The organism is Dactylosporangium sp. NPDC050588 (assembly GCF_040654975.1).
GTDB lineage: Bacteria > Actinomycetota > Actinomycetes > Mycobacteriales > Micromonosporaceae > Dactylosporangium > Dactylosporangium maewongense.
In genome coordinates this window covers 15,209-34,690 of sequence record NZ_JBFAJA010000121.1, presented here as the reverse complement: position 1 = coordinate 34,690, position 19,482 = coordinate 15,209, and the positions used below count along the sequence as shown (strand labels likewise).

General features: G+C 71.3%; 14 protein-coding genes. 5 read left to right on the top strand and 9 right to left on the bottom strand.

What is annotated here, in order from left to right; translation table 11 throughout:
* Nucleotides 1-625, bottom strand: a 625-nt coding sequence (locus AB0I21_RS51680; protein WP_360572483.1) for a non-reducing end alpha-L-arabinofuranosidase family hydrolase, incomplete at its 3' end; no start/stop codon positions are given.
* Nucleotides 626-850: 225 nt separating this feature from the next.
* Here AB0I21_RS51680 and AB0I21_RS51675 point away from each other — a divergent pair.
* On the top strand, nt 851-3,199 hold the full coding sequence (locus AB0I21_RS51675; protein WP_360572481.1) for an excinuclease ABC subunit UvrA: 2,349 nt from the start codon (nt 851-853) through the stop codon (nt 3,197-3,199).
* A gap of 33 nt (nt 3,200-3,232) precedes the next feature.
* Nucleotides 3,233-6,640 (top strand): DUF4132 domain-containing protein, encoded by a 3,408-nt coding sequence (locus tag AB0I21_RS51670; RefSeq protein ID WP_360572479.1) that lies wholly within the window; start codon nt 3,233-3,235, stop codon nt 6,638-6,640.
* A gap of 206 nt (nt 6,641-6,846) precedes the next feature.
* Here the strand turns inward: AB0I21_RS51670 and AB0I21_RS51665 are convergent, their stop codons facing one another.
* The 3 genes from AB0I21_RS51665 to AB0I21_RS51655 all read right to left on the bottom strand — a co-directional run bounded on the left by AB0I21_RS51665 (nt 6,847) and on the right by AB0I21_RS51655 (nt 7,898).
* Entirely contained in the window at nt 6,847-7,095 is a 249-nt protein-coding gene (locus tag AB0I21_RS51665; RefSeq protein ID WP_360572477.1) for a GPP34 family phosphoprotein, read from the bottom strand.
* A 111-nt stretch (nt 7,096-7,206) separates the two neighbouring features.
* Nucleotides 7,207-7,521 carry a hypothetical protein gene (locus AB0I21_RS51660; protein WP_360572475.1) on the bottom strand — a complete coding sequence of 105 codons (315 nt, stop codon included), beginning with the start codon at nt 7,519-7,521 and terminating at the stop codon, nt 7,207-7,209.
* Between the two features lie 80 nt (nt 7,522-7,601).
* Nucleotides 7,602-7,898, bottom strand: a complete 297-nt coding sequence (locus AB0I21_RS51655) for a hypothetical protein (RefSeq protein ID WP_360572474.1) — start codon at nt 7,896-7,898, stop codon at nt 7,602-7,604.
* Nucleotides 7,899-8,056: 158 nt separating this feature from the next.
* On the opposite strand from AB0I21_RS51655, the gene AB0I21_RS51650 reads away from it, so the two are divergent.
* Nucleotides 8,057-9,820: a TerD family protein gene (locus AB0I21_RS51650; protein WP_360572472.1), complete on the top strand. Its 1,764-nt coding sequence runs from the start codon at nt 8,057-8,059 to the stop codon at nt 9,818-9,820.
* Nucleotides 9,821-9,934: 114 nt separating this feature from the next.
* Here AB0I21_RS51650 and AB0I21_RS51645 read toward each other — a convergent pair whose 3' ends face one another.
* Nucleotides 9,935-10,636, bottom strand: a complete 702-nt coding sequence (locus tag AB0I21_RS51645; protein ID WP_360572470.1) for an Ltp family lipoprotein — start codon at nt 10,634-10,636, stop codon at nt 9,935-9,937.
* A gap of 965 nt (nt 10,637-11,601) precedes the next feature.
* Here AB0I21_RS51645 and fucP point away from each other — a divergent pair.
* The gene (gene fucP / locus AB0I21_RS51640; protein ID WP_360572468.1) at nt 11,602-12,978 is read left to right on the top strand and encodes an L-fucose:H+ symporter permease; all 1,377 of its coding nucleotides are present in this window, start codon (nt 11,602-11,604) and stop codon (nt 12,976-12,978) included.
* Nucleotides 12,975-14,261 (top strand): ABC transporter substrate-binding protein, encoded by a 1,287-nt coding sequence (locus AB0I21_RS51635; protein ID WP_360572466.1) that lies wholly within the window; start codon nt 12,975-12,977, stop codon nt 14,259-14,261. Before fucP ends, AB0I21_RS51635 begins: the two co-directional genes overlap by 4 nt.
* A gap of 77 nt (nt 14,262-14,338) precedes the next feature.
* On the opposite strand, the gene AB0I21_RS51630 is transcribed toward AB0I21_RS51635, so the two are convergent.
* From AB0I21_RS51630 to AB0I21_RS51615, 4 genes are all read right to left on the bottom strand, one after another.
* A complete protein-coding gene (locus AB0I21_RS51630) occupies nt 14,339-15,754 on the bottom strand; it encodes an AfsR/SARP family transcriptional regulator (RefSeq protein ID WP_360572491.1) in 1,416 nt (471 codons plus the stop codon).
* Between the two features lie 121 nt (nt 15,755-15,875).
* Nucleotides 15,876-16,727 (bottom strand): type II CAAX endopeptidase family protein, encoded by an 852-nt coding sequence (locus AB0I21_RS51625; RefSeq protein ID WP_360572464.1) that lies wholly within the window; start codon nt 16,725-16,727, stop codon nt 15,876-15,878.
* A gap of 19 nt (nt 16,728-16,746) precedes the next feature.
* Nucleotides 16,747-18,678 (bottom strand): FtsX-like permease family protein, encoded by a 1,932-nt coding sequence (locus AB0I21_RS51620; RefSeq protein WP_360572462.1) that lies wholly within the window; start codon nt 18,676-18,678, stop codon nt 16,747-16,749.
* Nucleotides 18,675-19,409 (bottom strand): ABC transporter ATP-binding protein, encoded by a 735-nt coding sequence (locus AB0I21_RS51615; RefSeq protein WP_360572460.1) that lies wholly within the window; start codon nt 19,407-19,409, stop codon nt 18,675-18,677. The genes AB0I21_RS51620 and AB0I21_RS51615 overlap by 4 nt, the downstream gene beginning before the upstream one ends.
* Between the last annotated feature and the right edge of the window lie 73 nt (nt 19,410-19,482).

Here is a 19,482-nt window from a genome sequence, read left to right as displayed (position 1 = left end):
TGGCGTAGACCAGGTGCTTGCCGTTGTAGACGACGTTGGTGAAGTCCTTCAACGACACCCAACCCGACTTGGGGTTGGCGAGCGAGCCGGTCGAGGTCCAGCTGTACCGCGACGGCAACGGGCACGACTGGCCGGTGCTGGGACTGGTGCTGGGACTCGGGCTGGACGGTCCGGAGCCGCCGGACGCGCTCGGTGAGCCGCCGACGGGACCGTTGCACGGCGTGCCGTTGAGCGAGAAGGCGGTGGGGATCGGGTTGGAGCCGTTCCAGGAGCCGTTGAAGCCGAAGTTGACGGTGCCGCCGGTGGGGATGCTGCCGTTGTAGCCGGCGTTGGTGACGGTGACCTGCGCGCCGGACTGGGTGACCGCGCCGCTCCACAGCTGCGTGACGGTCTGCCCGGCGCCGAACGACCAGGCGAGGCTCCAGCCGTTCACGGCGTCGCCGTAGTTGGTGATGGTGACGTTGGCGCTGAAGCCACCGGGCCAGGAGCTGGGCACGGTGTAGTCGACGCGGCAGCCGGCGGCCGCCTGGGCGGTGTTCGCGGTCAGCACCGCAGCGACGCCGGCGGCGGCGAGGACGGCCGCACAGGCGGCCACCACCAGCGGCCGGGAGCGAGACAACTGCATCGGAGGTCCTCCGGACGACAGAGCGATGATAGAGGCACGCGAATGTTAGCGCTCACATAACACCCGTCAATGCCTGCGTCGTGGAGTTGGTGCGGCCGCCCGGTCGGCGCATGAAACTTACGGCGCCCCGACCCGATCAGATCAGGAAATCAGATCAGGAATCGAGAAGTCGGTCCGAGGAAGTCCCATTAGCGTGGACGGGAGCCGACGACAGAGGGAGACGTGATGGCCGACGAGCTGATCCGGGTGCGGGGCGCACGGGTGAACAACCTCAAGGACGTCAGCATCGAGATCCCGAAACGCCAGCTGACGGTCTTCACCGGCGTGTCCGGCTCGGGCAAGAGCTCGCTCGTCTTCGGCACGATCGCCGCGGAGTCGCAGCGGCTGATCAACGAGACCTACAGCACGTTCGTGCAGGGGTTCATGCCGACGCTCGCCCGGCCCGACGTCGACGTGCTCGAAGGGCTGACCACCGCGATCATCGTCGACCAGCAGCGGATGGGCGCGGACCCCCGCTCGACCGTCGGCACGGCCACCGACGCCAACGCGATGCTGCGCATCCTGTTCAGCCGGCTCGGGCAGCCGCACATCGGCTCGCCGCAGGCGTTCTCGTTCAACGTCGCCTCGATCAGCGGTGCCGGCGCCGTCACGGTCAAGAAGGCCGGCCAGACGATCAAGGAGCGCCGCGCGTTCAGCATCACGGGCGGCATGTGCAGCCGCTGCGAGGGCCGCGGCAAGGTCAACGACATCGATCTTTCGCAGTTGTACGACGACAGCAAGTCACTCGGCGAGGGTGCGCTGACGATCCCCGGCTACAGCATGGACGGCTGGTTCGGCCGGATCTTCAGCGGCTGCGGCTACTTCGACATGGACAAGCCGATCCGCAAGTACACGAAGCGTGAGCTCAACGACCTGCTGCACAAGGAGCCGACGAAGATCAAGGTCGACGGGATCAACCTGACGTACGAGGGGCTGATCCCGAAGATCCAGAAGTCGATGCTGTCCAAGGACGTCGACGCGCTGCAGCCGCACGTGCGGGCGTTCGTGGAGCGGGCGGTCGTGTTCGGGGTCTGCCCCGAGTGCGGCGGCACCCGGCTCAGCGAGGAGGCCCGCTCGTCGAAGATCGACGGTAGGAACATCGCCGATGCGTGCTCGATGCAGATCAGCGACCTGGCGTCGTGGGTCAGCTCGTTGTCTTCATCCCAGCCGTCGGTCGCGCCGCTGCTCGCGGCCCTGCGGCACACGCTGGACTCCTTCGTCGAGATCGGGCTGGGGTACCTGTCGCTCGACCGCCCCTCCGGCACGCTGTCCGGTGGCGAGTCGCAGCGGGTCAAGATGATCCGGCACCTCGGCTCGCCGCTGACCGACGTCACGTACGTGTTCGACGAGCCCACGATCGGCCTGCACCCGCACGACATCCAGCGGATGAACGACCTGCTGCTGCGGCTGCGCGACAAGGGCAACACGGTGCTGGTCGTGGAGCACAAGCCGGAGGCGATCGCGATCGCGGACCACGTCGTCGACCTGGGTCCGGGCGCCGGCTCCGGGGGCGGCACGATCTGCTACGAGGGCACCCTGCCGGGCCTTCGCAACAGCGGCACGCTCACCGGCAAGCACCTCGACGACCGTGTCGCGCTGAAGCCCGACGTGCGGTCGCCGTCCGGGTATCTGAAGGTCCGCGGCGCGAACGCGCACAACCTGCGCGACGTCGACGTCGACATCCCGCTCGGCGTGCTCTGTGTCGTCACCGGGGTGGCCGGCTCCGGCAAGAGCTCACTGGTGCACGGCTCCGTTCCCGCGTTCGGCGACGTCGTGTCCGTCGACCAGAGCCCGATCCGCGGCTCCCGGCGGAGCAATCCGGCGACGTACACCGGCCTCCTCGAACCCATCCGCAAGGCCTTCGCGAAGGCCAACGGCGTGAAGCCCGCCCTGTTCAGCGCCAACTCGGAGGGCGCCTGCCCCAACTGCAACGGCAACGGCGTCATCTACACCGACCTGGTGGTCATGGCCGGCGTCGCCACCGTCTGCGAGGTGTGCGAGGGCAAGCGCTTCGACGCGTCGGTCCTCGACTACCACCTGGGCGGCCGCGACATCAGCGAGGTCCTGACGATGTCGGTCGCCGACGCGTTCGAGTTCTTCGGCCCCGGGACCGACGCGCACACGCCGCCGGCGCACGTGATCCTCGGCCGGCTGGTCGACGTGGGGCTCGGGTACCTGACGATCGGGCAGCCGCTGACGACGCTGTCCGGCGGCGAGCGGCAGCGGCTGAAGCTGGCCACGCACATGGGCGACAAGGGCGGCGTGTACGTGCTGGACGAGCCGACCGCGGGCCTGCACCTCGCGGACGTGTCGCACCTGCTGGGGCTGCTCGACCGGCTCGTGGACGCGGGCAAGTCGGTGATCGTGGTCGAGCACCACCAGGCCGTGATGGCGCACGCCGACTGGATCATCGACCTCGGGCCGGGCGCCGGGCACGACGGCGGGCAGGTCGTGTTCACCGGGACGCCCGCCGCGCTCGTGGCGTCCCGTGCGACGCTGACCGGCCAGCACCTGGCGGAGTACGTCGGCGCCTGATTTTCTGTCGTACCTCGTCGTTAGTGTGACGGCGTGGATCTCGAGTTTCCGGCCTCCTGGCGCAAAGCGTTCATCCCCCGCCGGGGCGGCACCCCTGGGCCCGCGCTGAAGCACGACCGGGCCCGGGGCACAGAGCTCATCTCCGCTGCGCGGGGCATGATCGACGCCCGGCTCGACCATCCCGACAGCGACCTTTCGCTCGTGGCGCCCGCGCGGGCGTATCTCGCCGACCCGTCCAGCGGCCCCGCCGCCGGTGCGGGGGTGGTGGCGGCGCTCGTCGCCCCCTACGTGGCGTGGAAGGACACGGGCCGGCTGGCCCGGCTCGCCGACCTGTGGATCCCCACGCGGGGGCTGCTGTTCGCCGCCGCCGCCACGGTGGAGGCGATCGACCTGGACACCGGCGGTTACATGCACAACAGCGTCCAGGTGCCGGCGCGGGTGACGTGGCGGACCCTGCCCGGTTGGGGCTACTTCCCGCACTGGCTGGCGCTCGCCGGGCGGGTCAGGGCGGCGCTCGCCGTCGCGTCCGACGACGACCACGACGCGGTGGTCGCGATGCTCGCCGGCCACCGGGACCGATCGGCCGACCGGCGGGCGGCCGCCGCGTTCCTCGTCCCCACGCAGCGGGACTGGGTCGACGGCCTCGCCGCGGAGCTGGCCGGCACCACCGACAACTACCGGGCCAAGCTGCTGTGGTGCGCGGCGTCCGGCAGCGCGCACCTGGCCGCGGCGGCGCCCGCCTCCGGCGGCTGGTGGCTCGCCCGCGACACCGAGGCCCTCGCGACCGCCGTGGACGGCACCGGACCCGCCGTCACGCCGCACCTGCTGGAGTGGCTGGACACGGGCAACGTCGACGCCGAGATCCAGCAGCGGCTCGTGAGCGCCCTGGCGCTGTTCCCGACCGACGAGGCGTTCGCGGGGCTGGTCGCCCGCCTCGACCGCAAGTACGTGCCGCTCGCCGCCCTCGACGCCGCCCGCCGCTTCCCGGAGCGGGCGCTGCGCATCCTCGCCGCCGACGCCGGCCGGGCCGCGCAGGACATGCTGCGGGTGCACGTCCTCGCGCACCGCGACCTCGCCGCCGGTGTCGCGCTGCCGCCCGCCTCGCAGGCGCGGGTCGAGGCCGTCCTGGCCGACGACAGCGCCGTGCCCCTGGCGTCGCCGCCGGCGCTGCCGGAGCTGCTGGTCACCCCGCCGTGGACGGTGCGGCGCCCGCGTTCGCGGCCGCGGGTCGTCCCCGGCCTCGCCTGCACCGCCGAGCCCGTGCTCGACTGGGCGCCGGGCGAGCGGGACGCGTGGGCCGCCCGGCGCGTGCCGAATGCGACCTGGTGGGCCCTCGACACCTCGATCAAGACCGCGGTGCAGCACTACCGCGCCGGCACCCTGCAGGGGCACCACGAGGTCACGCTCATGCTGGCCGCCCCCGACGACGTGGTCGCCGAGCTGCTGCCCGACTGGCGCCCCCAGCGGATCTGGGACGCCCCGCAATGGTTCCCGCCGATCGCCGCCCGCTTCGGGCTCGCCGCGCTGCCGGCCGCCCTGCACCTCGCGGACAAGCAGGCCGGGACGTGCACCGAGCTGCTGCTGCCGTTCGCCTCGCCCGAGGTCGCCACGCACATGGCCCGCTCGCTGCGGCGGCTCAAGTCGCTGCGGGCGCTCGTGCTCGCCTGGCTCGACCGGCACCCGGCGTATGCGGCCCGGGCGCTGACCCCGGCCGCGGTGGGCCCGACCGGCCCGGACCGGCAGGCGGCCGAGGAGGTCCTGCGGATGCTCGCGGTCCGGCACCGCGACGAGGTCCTCGCCGCCGGCACCTCGTTCGGCCCCGACGCCGCCGCGGCGCTCGACGTGCTGCTCGGCGGCAGCACCCTCGACGTCCTGCCGGCGAAGATCCCCGACCTGCCGGCCTGGGCCGACCCATCGCTGATGCCCCGCATCCTGCTCAAGGACCGCTCCGCCGCCCTCGGCGACGAGCCGGCCCGCCACCTGTGCACGATGCTCGCCATCTCCCGCCCCGACGAGGTGTATGCGGGCGTGCCGCTCGTCGTCGAGCAGCTCGACCGCCGCTCCCTCGCCCAGTTCGCCTGGGCCGTGTTCACCCAGTGGCAGTCGGTCGGCGCCCCGCCGAAGGAGCCGTGGCCCCTGCTCGCCCTGCAGTGGCTCGGCGACGACGACACCGTCCGCCGCCTCTCCCCCGTGATCCGCGCCTGGCCCGGCGAAGGCGGCCACGCGAAGGCCGTCACCGGCCTGGACGTCCTCGCCGGCATCGGCTCCGACCTCGCGCTGGCGCACCTGAGCGGGATCTCGCAGAAGGCCAAGTTCAAGGGCCTCAAGGAGCGGGCGACGGAGAAGGTCGCCGAGGTCGCCGCGTCGCTCGGCCTCACCGAGGAGCAGCTCGCCGACCGCCTGGTCCCCGACCTCGGCCTCGACGCCTCCGGCTCCCTCCTGCTCGACTACGGGCCCCGCCAGTTCGTGGTCGGCTTCGACGAGCAGCTCAAGCCCTATGTCACCGTCGACGGCGGCGCGCCGCGCAAGGACCTGCCGAAGCCGGGCGTGCGCGACGACCAGGAGCTGGCGCCCGCCGCGTACCAGCGCTACACCGCCCTCAAGAAGGACGTCCGCACCATCGCCGCCGACCAGATCCGCCGCCTGGAGGCCGCGATGGTCAGCCAGCGCCGCTGGACGGCCGCGTCGTTCCAGGACCACGTCGTGGCGCACCCGCTGCTGCGGCACATCGCCCGGCGTCTGGTGTGGACCGCCACCCTCCCGCCCGCCGAGCCCGGCGCCGGCGCGACCGCCGTCGGCGCCACGGACGGCGGCATGACCACGCTCGGCGCCACGGACGGCGGCATGACCACGCTCGGCGTCGCGGACGGCGGCGTCACCGCTTTCCGTGTCGCGGAGGACGGCACGTTCGCCGACTCCGCCGACGACTCGTACACCCTCCCGCCCACCGCGGCCGTCGCACTCGCCCACCCCGTCCTGCTCGGCGCGGAGCTGCCGGCCTGGGTGTCGGTGTTCGCCGACTACGAGATCCTCCAGCCCTTCGCGCAGCTGGGCCGCACAGTGCACACACTGACCGCGTCGGAGCGGGCGTCGACGAGCCTCGCCAGGTTCACCGACCTGAAGGTCCCCACGAAGACCCTCCTCGGCCTGGAACGCCGCGGCTGGCAACGCGGCGAGCCCCAGGACGCCGGCGTGCAGTGCTGGATCTGGCGCCCCGCCCCGGACAACCGCGCCATCGTCATCGACCTGGACCCCGGCATCCCGATCGGCGCCCACGACATCTTCACCGACCAGGAGCTCCGGACCGTCTGGCTCAACGACCACCCCCGGGGCACGTGGACCCCCCGCACCCTGACCCGCACGTTCGACGTCCTCGACCCCGTCACCGCCTCCGAGATGCTCCGCGACCTGACGGAGGTCCTCACCCCACAGCAGCCGTGACCTCAACCCCGCACACCGTCCGGCGACTGCCGCGGCCAGCGCCGCGTGCAGGTACGCCGGTCCTTGGCCGCAGCAAGGACGCGCATCACCGCGTTCAACACCACCGGGGAGCCTGCGGACTACGCCTCGACCACGACGAGCACCGTGGCGGCCTGCAGCAACCGCTTCCCCACCTCGTCGGTTGGCGTCTCAGCCAGGAACGCCAGTCAGGTCTGCAGGCCGCTGTGCTGCGGACTGGTAATCAGCTGCGCCAGCGTGGCATGCGCCAACGGATCCGGCGGCGGTTCGCGGCACACCAGCACGATCACGCCGTCGCGGATGACGATCCGGCGGTGCGGCACCAGCTCGCTGAGCAGCCCACCGGTCAGCCCCAAACCGAGCACCCGCGGATTCAGCCGGGAACGCCCCGTACGGTCGTCGTGCGCGATGCGGAACAACTCATCAGCTACCAGCACGCCCCCGCACCTCCTGCCGCGCTTGCGACGTCGGCCCTGCGAGCGATCCACTGGAACGTCATCTCACCCGGGACACTGCGGCCACGTTCCGCTCCGCAGAGCGGCTCACCGCTAACGTCGATCAATCCCGGATGCACACATTTGTTGATCGAGAATGTCCCAGTCGGGGGCGGCGACGACACCGTGGTCGCTGGCGCTGAAGCCGCCGGATACGGCGACGGACACATTGGCGACCGTGGCCGGTCCGATCAGCAGGACGATGTCGGCGCCTGCTTCGGCGGCCAGGATGACCTGTTCGCGGCACCAGTCTGCTGACATCATCTCGGCAACGAGGATCGCGTCGGGCACCGTCTGCTTGATATGGGAGTCTGCGCCTGCGTTGCCGTTCGGCGAGGCGGCGGGCTGGTTGGGCACGTCGGCCGGCATCCGAGCCGACGGCGCGACCCTCGCCGAGTTGTACGCACTGCGTGACGGCTTCGACACGACGGTCGAGCACGAGCCGGTCCTCAGCGGCCGGTACCTGTAAAACGCGTGGTCGTCCCGGCGGATTGGTCAACGGGGCGCTGTTGCGTTCGCCGGCTGGAGCGCGCGCTTGCCAGCAGCGGCGTGAAGCGTTGCATCCAGCAGAAGACGGTGACGTAGTCGACCTCGACACCACGCTCGATCAGCAATCCTCGACGTCGCGGTAGGTTGTACCGCAGGTAGAGCCGGGCGGCGACCATGATGACGTCGGGTGGGAACCGGAACCCGGCGAACGCCGACCGCGGTGGCAGGAACGGACACCGACGGCTCGAGAGCTTCACGGTCCAAGCCTGTCTGACCAGGGCAACGCTCAATCGGACCCCCTCATTCAGGTTCGGGAAGGTTCCGCTCATCTTCTTGGATGGCTTCGATTGGCCGAGTGGGCAGCGTCGGTGGTTTCGACGGTGGCGGTGCCCGAGGGCGTGCTTCGATACCGGGCATGGGTTTCGGCATCCGGCTGGCGCCGGGCATCCGCCTGTCCGTGTCGAGCCGCGGGCTGCGGATGGGAGTCGGGCCGCGGATCGCGCGGGTGCACGTGGGCGCGGGCCGGGTCGGGTTTTCCAGCGGGATCGGGCCGTTCAGTTACTACACCAGCGCTGGTGGGCGGCGACGCAGCGGCCGGCGGACGACCGGGTCGAGGTCCGGCGGCGGGCCGACCCGCGCGCAGCTCGCGCAGCTGCAGCGCGACGCCCGCCGGCAGGCCGCCCAGGAGGCGTACGACGCGCTCGTCGGGCTGGAGCGTGGCCTGACGTCGCTGCATCTGGAGGACTTTCCGGTGACGGTCCCGCCACCGGACAGCGGCCCTGAGCCTGTCGATCGTGCCGCTGTCCTCGCCGACCTGGAGCAGCGGGAGCTGGCGACGCTCGGCCGGTTCGACTTCAGCGGCCGGCGCGAGGCCAGGCGCCGCGCGCAGGCAGCGCTCCCGGCGCTCGTCGCAGCGGAGCAGGCGCAGCGGGCCGCCACCCATCATGCGCTGCGAGCGACTGAGGTCGCCGCCTGGACGTCGCTCGTCGAGAACGACCCCGGCGCCGTGCTGGACGCCCTCGAGGCCGCGTTCGCCGACAACGAATCCGAGGCGGTCGGCGTCAACTGCGAGCCGGCACCGGGCGGCGCCGCGGTCAGCCTGGTCGTGATGGTCGGCACCGTGGACGCCATGCCCGACCGCAAGCCGACACTGACCGCGGCGGGCGCGCCCTCCAGCGCGAAGCGGACCAAGAAGGAACGCGCCGACCTGTACCTGCGATGGCTGGCATCGACGGTGCTGGCGACCGTGAAGGAGGCGTTCGCGGTGGCGCCGGGCGTCACCGAGGCGCGGGTCCTGGTCATCCGGCGGGACCCCGCCGCCACGGACCCGGCCGGCTACCTGGCCGCCGTGTACGCCGGCCGCTTCCACCGGCAGGCCCTGGTCACGTGGAACTGGGCCTTGGTCAATCCGGTCGAGGAGCTGGTGCGCGCGCCCGATGCGCGGCTGCATCGCAAGGGCGCCGCGCTGCAGCTCGTGGCGCTGGACCTGCATGCCGAGCCGGAGCTCGGTGCCGTGCTGAGCGCGGTGAGCGCCGCGTACGTTCAAGGCCAGTCCCCGACCGTGCCGCCGTCTTCCTTGCAGGGACTTCCGCCGGTGCTCCCGCGTGAGCTACCGCCGGTGTTCCACATCGACGACGTGACGGTGCCGCCGATGCCCAAGGGCGCGAACGTGCCGGTGCCGACCACCACCGTCTCGGTGATCGTGGCCTGGGACCCGGCAACCGCCGGCGCCGACCTCGACGCCAGCGCGCTGCTCTGCGGCGGCGACGGCCGGGTCCTGAACCCCGACGCGATGGTGTTCTACAACCAGCCCACCGGCGCGGACGGCGCGGCCCGCGCGGCCGGCCGGGACCGCCCGAGCGCGGCGTCGGCGACCGACACCATCACGCTGGACCTGGGCCGGATGCCCGCGGACATCATGAAGGTGGTCGTCGCCGTGAGCCTCGACGGGTCCGGCGCCCCCGCCCTCGCCGCCGTGGGCCGGCTGCGGGTCGCGGTCACCACCGACGCAGAGGCAGTCGCGTCCTTCCCCCTGACCGGCCTGACGACCGAGACCGCAGCGGTGGCCATCGAGGTGTACCGCCGCGCCGGCGCCTGGCGGGTCCGCGCCGTCGGCCAGGGCTGGACCGATGGCCTCGCCGGACTCGCCCGCGACTACGGCATCGACGTCACCTCCTGACGCCCGCGTCCGGATGGCAGCATGGGTCATGACGACGATCCGCCGGTTCGGGACCGCGGCCACCACGACGGTCGCGGCGTTCCCCCACTCAAATCTGAGGAGGCGGAGGCGGCGTCACAGGCCGGCCTTGGTGACTCCGTAGACCGCTTGGGAGTGCGTGAAGCCCTCGCCGGCGTCGGACTCCAACTGCTGGATCAGGCCCGCACGGGAGAACGCCATGAGCTCGAGGTAGCTCTTGGCCGACCTGTAGGCCTGCTCGTTGAAGTCGATGTGCAGGGAGTCCACCGCGTAGGTCGCCGCCTCCAGCGTGTAGCCCTCGCCAGCGTCCGACGACAGCTGCCGAATGAGCCCCTTACGGGAGAACGCCATGAGCTCGAGGTAGCTCTGGGCCGACCGGACGGCGTTCTGCTTCTCCACCGACACCGCATTGGTGGCGGGTGCTTTGGTCGCGGGGGCTTTAGTGGTGTGTTGAACGACCGGAGGGCCCGCCTCCGTGGTGGGCGTCGCGGGCGGGGGTCCCGTTGTCGGAGCCGCAGCGGGTGTTGCGGCGTCGGCGGTCGGCGTCTCCGTGGCGCCGCCGGCCTGGCGCGCAGCCTCGATCGTGGTTGCGGGCTCCGTGGCCGAGGCGTTCACGTGGCCCGAGACCGCTGAACCAAACGCTGCGGTCACGATCACATTGATGATGAGGGCCGCGATGCCGAGCCCGAGGCCGATGGCGGACGTGGCCTTGCTCATCATCTTGGCCAGGGTAACGGCGCTCAGGACGATGGCCACCAGACCGACGAGCAGACCGAGGACCGGCACCCAGGAGAACACGACAGCAGCGACGCCGACGCCGAGTGAGCAGAGCGGCAGTCGGCTCCTGGCCGGCTGCGGGGCAACGGGCGGAACCGTTGCGTAGGGCGTGGAGAACGCAGACTGCGACATGCGGGATGAGACCTCTCAGGGGGTTGACGCTCGTACCGGTCCCGGGGCACCGTGCCACTCTGCGCATCCGCGAAACGCGAACGCCCGGGATAGAGCTTCGGCGGCAGCCGATGATCAAGCGGCTGCCGTCGCGGCCGCAGCGCAACACCGACACGCCGCTCGTCGTCCTGCCGATTCGACGGTGGCATGGAACGTAACCCGCTGTCGCACGCTGTAGCACCCTCGTTACGGCTCGCACTCATTGACCAAATCATCGACAGAACCCGCCAATTGGCGTATCCCCATCGATCAAAATTCGGATTTGCAAAGCGTTCGGTCCGCATGTAGACGAGTCCCGGACCGCAGGTGCGCAAAGTGCGATCAATGCGTAGCTGGACAGCCCGCTGCCGCCGTCGTAGCCGATATGTATCCACGGACTTTGGGACAGGCATAGGGGTGCCCGGGTCGGGGTTCGGTGTGGACCTGGTCGTGTCCAGGGTCACCGCCACCCAGGCCAGCACGCCTTTGGCCGCTGCGGCAGCGCCGGTCGCCAGCCGCTTCAAGCGCGTGCGCCGCATCCCTCCAAGACAGGGACCTCCGCTTGGCACGCCGACGCACAGCACCGACCGCCCGTCAGACGCACCAGGGGCCGTCGTCCTCACCGAGCCCACCCGCGTTTATGGCGCGTCGGGGTGGGTAGTTCGCAAGAACGGGCGTGCCGGCCGCCCCGTGCGATGGCGGCCGAAGACGACGTTACCGACAGCGCCAGTCTCGATCACGAGTGTTCCATCGATCCGCTCCTGCGAGTCCGCTGCATGAGGTCACCGACCAACCGCGCGCACGCGCGGTTCACGGAAGGAGTGCCCAGGGCCAGCATGGCGCCGTCAGTAGGGGATGATGCAGACGGGCGGGGGCAGCAGCGGCCACTGCTCGGCAGCGGGATGCTACTGCTCTTCATTGCTCTGATCGGCTGTTTCACCGCTTGGGGCATAGCGCAGGACCTGACCACGCCGATGGTGGCGGGGTTCAAGCGCATCTTCGAGATGAGCACCTTCCAGGCGTCGCTCGTCCAGTTGGCTTACTTCGGCGCGTACTTCCTGCTCGCGCTTCCGGCTGCCTTCATCAACCAGCGTTTCGGCTACAAGACGGGAATCCTCACCGGACTGGGGCTCGCGGCGCTGGGCGCCTTCCTCTTCTATCCGGCGAGCAAGATCATGACGTACGAGGCGTTCCTGCTGGCCCTGTTCGCGATGGCCGCCGGCTGCTCGATCCTGGAGACCTCCGCGAACCCGTACGTCATGTCGCTCGGCCCGGAGGAGACGGCGACCCGGCGGCTGAACTTCGCCCAGGCATTCAATCCGGTAGGCACGAACATCGGTGTGCTGCTGGCCTCGACGCTCATCCTGCCCAAGCTCGTGGAGCCGGTGGACATCGCGTCGCTGAGTCCGGATCAGCTGCGTACCATCCGCGCGGGCGAGCTCGGCGCGGTGATGGCCCCTTACCTGGGGCTGGCCGTCCTCCTGGTGCTCATCGCCGTCGCCATCGCGAGCCAGAAGGCGCCGCCGATCGTCGAGGAGTTCCCCGATGCCGGCCCGCACGCCGGTGGCACCCGCGACCTGTTCGGCGTGCTGTGGCGCAGCAAGCGTTACCGCTTCGGGGTGCTCGCCCAGTTCGCGAACATCGGGGCTCAGGTGTGCACCTGGACGTACCTGATCCAGTACGTGCAGCAGGCACTGGGTGGCAGCCTGCAGAAGGGCGGCGCCTACCTTCAGGTCAGCTTGCTCGTCTTCCTCGCATCACGCTTCCTGATGACGTGGGTGATCGGTCGTGTGCGCGCCACCAAGGCGCTCGCCGTGCTGGCCTTGCTGGCGGTGGCGCTGTGCGTGTTCGCGATGGTGAGTCCCAACCTCGCCGGGGTCCTCGCCGTGGTCTCCCTGTCCTTCTGCCTGTCGCTCATGTTCCCGACGATCTACGGCGTGGCCCTCAAAGGGCTCGGTCCGGCGACCAAGTTCGGCGCCGCCGGCCTCGTGATGGCCATCGTGGGCGGCGCGATCATGCCGGTGATACAGGGCAGGCTCGTGGACCGGACGAGCGCGGCGATCTCCTTCATCGTCCCAGCCGTCTGCTTCGCCGTCGTCGGGCTCTACGCCCTCTACGACCTCAGGGCCGCGGCCGGGCCCGTCCGCGGGAGCACCGAGCCGGTCCTGCCCAAGGGCGCCGGGCCGAGCACCGTCACCGGGAGCACGGCATGAACCGCCGGCGCCGCGTGGCAGCGGCAGTCGCGGTCGTGGTGCTCGCCGTGGCCGGCTGCGGTCCACCGAAGCCGACGAGCCCGACGAAGGAAACCAAGCAGCTCGAGGTCGTGTCGTGGTGGACCTCCGGCTCGGAAGCTGCCGCGCTGAACGTCCTGTTCACCGCCATGCACCAGACGAATCCGGACGTCGACGTCGTCAACGCCGCGGTCCCGGGCGGCGCCGGGTCACAGGCGGTCGTGGCCCTGGCCAAGCGGCTGCAGCACGGCAACCCGCCCGACGTCTGGCAGACCTTCGCGGGCAAGTCCGTGCAGGGCTACGCCGACCGCGGCGTCATCCGCGACGTCGCGCCGGTCTTCGCCGAGGAGGACCTACGCGCGACGATGCAGCCGACCATCCTGGGTTCGCTCATGCACGGCGGCAAGCCGTACGGGGTGCCGACAGGTGCCCATCGCAGCAACATGCTGTGGTTCAACACCGAGCTGCTCAACCGGGCGGGCGTCACACCACCCTCCGGCGACTACGCCCTCGCCGCCTTCCTGGACGACCTGCGGAAGGTCAAGGCGTCCGGAGCCATCCCCCTGTGTCTCGGCGGAAAGGACCCGTTCACCACCGTCGAGCTGTTCGAGAACGTGCTACTCACCACCATCGGGGTCAAGGGCTGGCAGGACATGGCCGGCGACCGCCTCAACTGGCGCAGCGCGCAGGTGCGGACAGCGCTGCGGACCTTCGGCGACATCCTCGCCTACGCCGATCCCGAAGCGGGCACGTTGACCTGGGACGCGGCGACAAAGAAACTCGCCAGTGGTGGTTGCGCCTTCGAGTCCATGAACGACTCGGCGTACGGCGAGCTGATCACCTCCGGCGCACGAGAGGGTAAGGACTTCGGAGCTGTGGCGTTTCCCGGCACCGACGACAGCTTCCTCGCGGTTGTCGACGTCTTCGTGGCCGCGACCAGGGCCAGGAACGCCAAGAACGCCCTTGCCTTCCTCAGCGACATCAGCAAGCCGGCGACCCAGATCCCGTTCAGCAAGGCGAAGGGGTCAGTACCGGTGCTCCGGAACATCGACATTTCGTCCCTGTCCGCCTACCAGCGAGATGCCTCGAAGAGCCTCTGGGGCTCATCGGTGCTGCTGTCGGTCGCCCACGGCGAGGCCATGAGCCCGGAGTTCCAGGAGGGCTTCTACTACGCCGTGTCGAACTACGTACGCACCCACGACCCGGACGCCTTCGCCCGGGATCTCGAAAACGCGGTCACCAAGGACAAGATCCCGCCACGCTGATGCGGGGGTCAAGCGTTGTTGCTCACCGGAACCCGGCGAACGCGGTGGCAGGGCCGGACACCGACGGTTCGACAGTTTCACCGTTCAAGCCTGCCTGACCAGGGAATGCCCAATGCATCGGGCCCAGCCGCGTGGTCGTGAACGTACCGGCGGGTCAGCGGATCGACGGTGTATCGCCCGTCTGGGTGCTCGCGGACGAGGTGGGCGGCGGTCAGCAGGTCGAGCCAGCCCGCCGCGGCGGTCGTGTCGCCGTCGGTGAACGCGGCGGCCGTGGCCGGCGACACCGGACCGGTCGTAGCTGTGCCCATGCGACGCAGCAGCTGGCGGGCCGGCGCGGGCAGCAGCCGGTGCGACGCGTCCAAGGTGTCGGTGAGGGCCGCCCACGCCGGGTCCATCCGCTGCCATGCCCGCAAGCCGTGGGCTGTGCGCAGCTCCTGCACCAGGGTGCTGAGGCGGCGGTGTGGACGGTCCAGCAGGCTGCCGGCGGCGATCCGCAGCGCCAACGGTAGTCCTGCGCACAGGTGCACGAGGTCCGTGGCCGCCTCCGGCTCGGCGTGCACCCGGGTAACGCCGACGAGTGCGGTGAGCAGCGCCAGGGCCGCGGCCGCCGACAGCGGGCCCACCTGGACCCTGGCCATGTCGTGCCTGGCGGTCAGCGCGCCGAGCCGGGCACGGGCTATGATCATCACGAAGGCTTCGGGTCCGCCCGGCAGTAATGGTTCGACCTGTGCGATCGAGCTGGCGTCGTCGAGCAGCAGGAGCACGCGCCGGCCCGCCAGGACGGACCGCAATAGCGCCGCCGCCTCGAGCACGTCGCCGGACGGGCCGGGCACGCCGAGGGAACGCAGCAGCCTGGCCAGCGCGTCGGCGGGTTCGACCGGTCCGGAGGGGCCGTTGAGCTCCAGGTAGAGCTGGCCGTCGGGGAACTGACCGGCGGCACGGTGCGCCCAGTGCACGGCCAGGGCCGTCTTGCCCGCGCCTGGCGGTCCATGCACGAGCACCGCGGGTGCGGCCCGGGCTCCGTCGCAGGGCGGCAGTCCGTGCGGTGGTACAGGCCCGCGCTGGACAGTGCCGGCCGCCTGGTCCAGCAGGCTCAGCTGCTCCGCGCGTTCGGTCAGGCCGGCGGGTACGGCGGGCAGCTCCCGCCGCACCGGTGGGGTGCTCACCTGGACGGTGCTCGGGCGTCTGGGCCGGGCGAGCGGCCCGGACACTTCGGCGTCGACGGTGTCGCTGTCGCGGCGCAGGATCGCCAGGTTGAGCGACTGCAGCATCGGGCACGGCTCCAGCCCGAGCTGTTCGGTGAGGATGCGGCGTGCCGTGCGGTACGCGGCCAGGGCGTCGGCCTGCCTGCCGACCTGGTACAGGGCCGCCATCAGCAGACCGTGCAGCTCCTCCCGGAACGGGTGTGCCACCGTCATTGCCCGCAGCGGTTCGACGAGGTGCGCGGGGCGCCCCAGCCACAGTTCCAGCCGTACCCGGTGCTCGAACGCCAGCAGCCACCGGTTCGGTCAAGGTCGATGAGACACCCACCCAGGCGCAGCGGACCATGGCCTCAGCCGTCGCAGGCCGACTCGCCGCGGACGAGGCCGACCCGCCGCACGCCGCCGTGGTTGCTCACTCCCGGGATTCTTGCCGACCGGCTCGCACGAGCGGCCCGGCTGCGACGGCGGCCAGAACCAGGACCACCAACAGCTGAATGCCCTCGTGCCCGAAGTCGCCTTGGCCAAGCAGCAGCGCGGTGGTCAGCGGGACCAGCACGAAGTTGTTGCCGGCGTGTGCCAGGCAGGCCGGCCAGATGCTGCGGCTGCGGGCCCGCAGCCAGGCCAGGATGACCTCCTGGCACATGATCCACGCCGTCCATCCGACCAGGCCCAGGGCCAGATGCCGGAACTCGGCGTAGCCGAACAGCGCGAGCGGATAGTGCCAGACCGCCGCGATCAGGCCGGCTGACAACGCGGCGCGGCGAGGGTGGCCGGGGCAGATGCGCAGCAGCAGATAGCCGGTCCAGCCGAATTCCTCGCCCCAGAGGGCGACGGTGACGATCGGAGTCACCGCGCAGAGCAGCAGCGGCACCGACCAGACGGGCACGCCTGGAACCAGGTCCGCCATCGGACGGACGGACGGCTCCCATCGCCCGGATGCCGCGGCGACGCCGACCACCGCGACGGCGACGCCAAGTGGGCCCAGCCATGCCAGCAGGTAGTACCGCCAGGCGGAGCGCAGCCGCAGGCGCGAGCCGGCGTCTGCGAAACCCTCGCGGGTGACCCAGCGCCGGACCACCAGCGCCGCGGCCGCCGGCGCGAACGCGGCCGGCACCTGCACCAGCGGGTTCACCAGCGACCAGCCGAGCAGCAGGCGGGCCACCGCTTCCCAGCCCCAGGCAACACCGAACGAAATCAGCAGAAATGCCGTCAGACCCCGCTTCCTCGCGCGGTCCCCGAAGCTCGTCGCCCGGGCATCGATCATGGTGGTCGACTCCCGTCGGTCAGGCCGCGTTCTCGGCAAGGCTCGGAGGCTTTCGCGTACGGATACCGGCCACTGCTGCCGCCACGGTGAGCAGCAGGCAGGTCACGCCGATGCCGAGCAGCGGGAGCCATGGGATGGTGATGGGCACGGCGAAGCCGGCCAGGTCGGCCGTGATGGCGCGGCGTACGAGCCAGCCCAGCAGTGCGGTGGTGGCGCCGCCCAGGAGCAGGCCGGTGCCGCAGACGAGGACGGCCTGCCAGATGGCGGCTCGCCGGACCTGGTCGGGGCTGGCGCCGAGGAGCTGGACCAGGTCGCGTTGCCGGCGCCGGTGGGAGGCGCCGATGAGGGTGGCGTTGACGATCGCGATGGCGGCGTAGACGCCGGCCGGTCCGAGCAGGATGGTGAGGCCGAGGTTGCTGGCCCGGCGGGTCTGCGCTGTGGTGGCGTCGATCCAGTCGCCGGAGTCGAGGATCCGGCTGTTGGTGCCGGCGAGCGTGCGCCGGAGGGAGTCTCGCGCCGTGGCGGTATCGGCCCGCGGGACGACGAAGATGGTCCCGGTCGTGCGGCCGGTGGCGGGTGGCAGCAGGTCGGCGGGGATGACAAGGTCGTCGTACAGGTCGGGTGCGTCGGCGATGACGGCGACGACGCGCAGCGGGACCCGGTCGCCGTCGATCCAGACCGTGATGGTGCCGCCCAGGCCGATGCCGGCGTCGGTGACCCACGTGGTGGTGACCGCGACACTGCGTCCGTGGAAGTTGCCGAGGGTGCCGCGAGTGGCGGTCAGGCTCCGGGCGGCGATGGCGGTGGCGGGGTCGATGATCTCGACCTGGTCGCGCCCGCCGGGGCGGCCGTTGTTGTCGCGTTGGAGCATGACCTGCCGGCGTGCGTCGGCGATCGCGACGGCCTTGTCGGATGCGACCGACGCAGCCGCGGCCGGGCTGCCCGCCTCGACGACGAGCGGCGCGCGCAGCCGGGCCCGATCCTGCGCGGTCGTCCAATCGGCGGTGAAGCTGAGGGCCAGCAGCAGCGACCCGGCGATGGCGGAGATGGCCACGACCGGGGCGGCGACTGCGGCGGTGGCGCGGGTGGCGGCGCGCACCTCGTCGCGGGCCATCCGGGCCGTCACGTCCCGGCTGATGCACGGGCGAGCAAGCAGGGCGGCGAGCCGTGGGATGACGGCGGGGCCGATGCTCATCAGGCCGATCACGACCACCTCGGGCAGAAGGATGGAGGCGATCAGCGCGAACAGCGGAGGCAGGTCGGCGGCGACGATGACGGCGGCCACCAGGCCGCCGAAGCACAGCGTCGCGACGGCGAACTGGACGATGCTGGGCCGGGTTCGCTCGATCGCGGCCTCCCGCAGTGCGGCGCTGGGGGTGATACGGGCGGCCCGCCGCGAGGATCGCCAGGCTCCGAGGAGCGCGACCACCGCACCGGTGGGTGCGGCGACCGTCCAGGCGATCCACGGGCTCGGGGGCTGGAGGTCGAGCGTGGTGATCCCGATGGCCCGCACCAGCCAGAGCACCGCCGGGGCCAGCGACGTGCCGAGCAGACCGCCCACCGTGGTGGCCGCGGCCGCGACGACGACGGACTCGCCCAGCAGGAGCCGGTGCACCTGCCGTGGCGTCGCGCCGACCAGGCGCAGCAGGCCGAGCTCACGTCGGCGGCCGGCCACGACGAAGCCGAACGTGCTGCCGACCACGAAGAGGGCCATGAACGCCGAGATCGCCGACATCATTCCGAACATCGCGGCCAGGTCGTCGAGTTGCGCACGCTGATCGGCGGTGACGCCGGGTCGGCCGCCGGTGGCGTCGACGCTCCCGATGAGCGTCACGGTGACGGCGATCAGGACGACGCCGAACAGCAACGCGACGAAGGCGCCCAAGTAGCCGCGCCATGAGCTGTGAACGGTCTGCCTGGCCAGGGTCAGCATCGTCGGGGCCCGCATCATCGCTCCAGGTCGTTCATCGTCGCGGCGATCTGACCGGCGTCAGCGCGCGCGAGGTGACCGACGATCTGCCCGTCGGCGAGGAACAGCACACCGTCCGCGTACGAGGCGGCCAGCGGATCGTGGGTCACCATGACGACGCTCTGGCCGCCGTCGGCCAGCGACCGCAGGAGTTCGAGCACGTCGCGTCCGGTGCCGCGATCCAGGGCGCCGGTGGGTTCGTCGGCGAACAGCACGTCGGGCCGGGCGTGCAGCGCCCGGGCGATCGCGACCCGCTGCTGCTGGCCGCCGGACAGCTCCGACGGCCGGCGCCGGGCGTGCTCGGAGAGGCCGACGCGGGTCAAGGTGGTCCGCACGGTGGCCGGGTCGACACGGCGTCCGGCCAGGCGGGCGGGCAGCGCGACGTTGTCGAACGCGGTGAGTGCGTCGAGGAGGTTGTAGGACTGGAAGACGAACGCCATCGACGTACGCCGGAAGCGGGTCAGCTCGGTCTCGTTCAGCTCGTCGAGCCGGGTGTCGCCGACGGTTACCCGCCCGCCGGTCGGCCGGTCGAGGCCGGCGGCGAGCTGGAGCAGGGTGGACTTACCAGAGCCGGACGGTCCCATGATCGCGGTGAACGTGCCACGCTGGAACACGTGGGTCACGCCGCGCAGCGCGTGCACCGAGCCGGCGCGCGAGCGGTAGGTGCGGGTGAGACCGTCGAGTGTGACGGCCGCCGAGGATGCCTGATGCATGCCCCTCAGTGCACCCGCGGGCGCAGCCTGCCACACGGGCTTGGACGCGACTTCAGGGGTAGCGCGTACGCTA